Annotated in this window: 3 protein-coding genes; all 3 read left to right on the top strand. The window is 63.3% G+C overall.

Features of this window, described 5'->3' with window-relative positions:
* Positions 1-224: 224 nt before the first annotated feature.
* The 3 genes from ctlX (at position 225) to AC07OV_RS30465 (ending at position 3,219) form a co-directional block, all read left to right on the top strand.
* Entirely contained in the window at positions 225-1,151 is a 927-nt protein-coding gene (gene ctlX, locus AC07OV_RS30475; RefSeq protein WP_494996378.1) for a citrulline utilization hydrolase CtlX, read from the top strand.
* 16 nt (positions 1,152-1,167) lie between these two features.
* A complete protein-coding gene (gene ocd / locus AC07OV_RS30470; RefSeq protein ID WP_176998937.1) occupies positions 1,168-2,214 on the top strand; it encodes an ornithine cyclodeaminase in 1,047 nt (348 codons plus the stop codon).
* Positions 2,215-2,439: 225 nt separating this feature from the next.
* Positions 2,440-3,219 carry an ABC transporter substrate-binding protein gene (locus AC07OV_RS30465; protein ID WP_176998938.1) on the top strand — a complete coding sequence of 260 codons (780 nt, stop codon included), beginning with the start codon at positions 2,440-2,442 and terminating at the stop codon, positions 3,217-3,219.
* Positions 3,220-3,316: the final 97 nt, after the last annotated feature.

The following is a 3,316-nucleotide window of genomic DNA, read 5'->3' as shown; positions in this document are numbered from 1 at the left end:
GCCTGCGATAGCGGTCTGTCAGTCGAAGCATCTGTTGCTGATACACCGCTATCGCAGGCAAGCCAGCTCCCACATTTGAAAGCATTTCAGATCGACAGCCGATTCGGCTGTGCCACTGCCCTTTTCAGCTTTCCCGGCTGAACCGCCCCGCTGTTTCAGCCGGGATTCATCCCGCACAAGCCACAAAATAAGCGCACAGCTCAACCTCATGGATTCGTGCACCCATGCAAACCACCAACACCGTCTTGATGATTCGCCCGGCGCGCTTTGCCTTCAACCCGGACACCGCGATCAACAACCGTTTCCAGCGCCCGCCCCAGGACCCGCTCAGTGCACAGCAGAAAGCGCTGGAAGAGTTCGACGGCTATGTCGACACCCTGCGCAGCCACGGCGTGGAAGTGCTGGTGGTGCAAGACACGCCGGCCCCCCACACCCCCGACTCGATCTTCCCCAACAACTGGTGGAGCAGCCATGCCGACGGCAGCCTGGTGCTGTACCCGATGGAAGGCCAGAACCGACGACTGGAACGCAACAAAGGCGTGCTGCAGGTGCTCGAGCAACGCTTTGCGATCAACAGCACCATTGACCTGAGCCACCTGGAACAACAGAACATCTTTCTTGAAGGCACCGGCAGCATGGTGCTCGACCGCCAGCACCGCATCAGCTACGCCTGCCACTCCGGGCGCACCCACCACGACGCCCTGCGTCAATTCGCCGAACGCCTCGATTACCAGCTCTGCGTGTTCCACGCCGTCGACCGCCATCACGCGCCGATCTACCACAGTAACGTGATGATGAGCGTTGGCCGCGACCTCTCGGTGGTGTGCCTGCAAGCCCTGCCCGACGCCGACGAGCGCCGCACCCTGGAACGCTCCCTGCGCGACACCGGCAAAGACATCCTCAGTCTGGACTTCGACCAGCTCGAAGCCTTCGCCGGCAACATGCTTGAAGTCCACGACCGCGACGGCCAGCCACTGCTGGTGATGTCCGCCAGCGCCTGGGGCGCGCTGCAGCCCGCGCAGCGCCAGCACGTGGAGCGCCACACGCGCCCGGTGGTGGTGAACATCGACAACATCGAACGCATCGGCGGCGGCAGTGCCCGCTGCATGCTGGCGGAAGTGCACCTGCCCGCCCGCGCCACCTTCCAATAACTCAAGGAGTCTTGCCATGACCCGCTATATCGACGTCAACGACCTCAGCTACCTGGTCTCGCAAAAAGGCCTGCAGACCTGCATCACCGAGATGGCCGAGTACATCCGCGCCGACTACCTGCGCTGGCAGGATTTCGAGAAATGCGCACGCCTGGCCAACCATTCGCCGGACGGCGTGATCGAGTTGATGCCGGTGTCGGACGCCTCGCTGTACGCCTTCAAGTACGTCAACGGCCACCCGAAAAACACCCTGGCCGGCATGCTCACCGTGATGGCCTTCGGCGCCCTGGGCGATGTGGACACCGGCGAGCCGGTGCTGCTGGCAGAAATGACCCTGACCACCGCGATCCGCACCGCCGCCACCTCGGCCCTGGTCGCCCGTTACCTGGCGCGTGAAAACAGCCGCAGCATGGCGTTGATCGGCAACGGCTCACAAAGTGAGTTCCAGGCGCTGGCCTTCCACGCCATGCTCGGTATCAATGAGATCCGCCTGTTCGATATCGACGCCAAAGCCACTGCCAAGCTGGCCGCCAACCTCAAGGCCTTCCCGGCCATCAAGGTGATCCTGGCCGGCAGCGTGGCCGAAGCGGTCAAGGGCGCCGATATCGTCACCACCGTCACGGCCGACAAGGCCTACGCCACCATCCTTACCGACGAGATGATCGAGCCGGGCATGCACCTCAACGCCGTGGGCGGCGACTGCCCGGGCAAGACCGAGCTGGACCGACGCATCGTCGAACGCGCCCGGGTGATCGTCGAGTACGAACCGCAAAGCCGCATCGAGGGGGAGATCCAGCACATGCCGGAAGACTCGCCGGTGACCGAATTGTGGCAAGTCATCAACGGCCAGAAACCCGGCCGCGAGAACGCGCGCCAGGTCACCCTGTTCGACTCGGTGGGGTTTGCCATCGAAGACTACTCGGCCCTGCGCTATGTGCTGGACGTGGCCAAGGCGCTGGACGTGGGCAGCACCCTGGAGCTGGTGCCAGCGCTGGCCGATCCGAAAGATTTGTTCGCGCGCCTGGCCCAACAGCCCTGCGCACAGCAGAAAAAGCGCGCCTGAGACCGCTCTGGCCTGCCCCTTTGCGACCAGGGCCGGCCAGAATTCAACCGATAAAAAGCCGATTCAGCGCGTGCGGCAGCCGATTCCGCTGCATTGCGCTTTTTAACAGCGCAATTCGCGCTTTATGCACGGGGTAAACGACACAAAAAACGCACCATCATGAAGCATTCTCTGTGCCCAACGATTCAATGCCCTGACATCAATTACAACATATAGGGACAACCCATGACTCCACTGCGATCACTCTTCGCCGCGTTGCTGTTGCCACTCTGCGCCAGCGCCGCTCACGCCCAGGACTGGAAAGAAATCCGCTTCGGCGTATTCCCCGAATACCCACCCTTCGAATCCGTGGCCGCCGACGGCAGCCTGCAAGGGTTCGATATCGAGCTGGGCAACGCGATCTGCGCCAAGCTCGAGGTCAAGTGCACCTGGGTACACAACGAATTCGACGGCATGATTCCGGCCCTGCGCGCCCGCAAGTTCGACGCGATCATGTCGTCCATGGCCGTGACCCCGGCGCGGGAAAAGGTCATCGACTTCAGCGACCGCCTGTTCCTCAGCCCGACCTCAGTGATCACTCGCAAAAGCGCCGACTTCGGCGACACGCCGGAATCGTTGAAAGGCAAGCAAGTGGGCGTGCTGCAAGGCTCGCTGCAGGAAGCCTATGCCCGTGCCCACCTGGCCAAGCTGGGGGCGCAGATCAAGGCGTACCAGTCCCAGGAGCAAAACTACGCCGACCTGCAGAACGGCCGCCTCGACGCCACCCTGACCGACAAGCTCGAAGCCCAGCTCAACTTCCTGTCCAAGCCTGAAGGCGCCGACTACAAGACCGGCCCGGCCTTCAAGGACCCGACCCTACCCCTGGACATCGCCATGGGCCTGCGCAAGAACGACCAGGAATTGCGCGCGCTGATCAACAAGGGCATCGCCGCCGTGCAGGCCGATGGCACCTACGCGCAGATCCAGAAGAAGTACTTCGGCGATCAAGACATCTACAACGAGTGATCCCAACGCCTCCCCCCTGTAGGAGCCGGGGGGGGGGGGGGGGGGGGGGGGGGGGGGGGGGGGGGGGGGGGGGAGGGAGGGGGGGGGGGGGGGGGTG

The organism is Pseudomonas sp. GW821-FHT09A09, from assembly GCF_059418405.1.
Note: the sequence above shows the minus strand (reverse complement) of the source record. Positions and strands in the feature narration are given on the sequence as shown.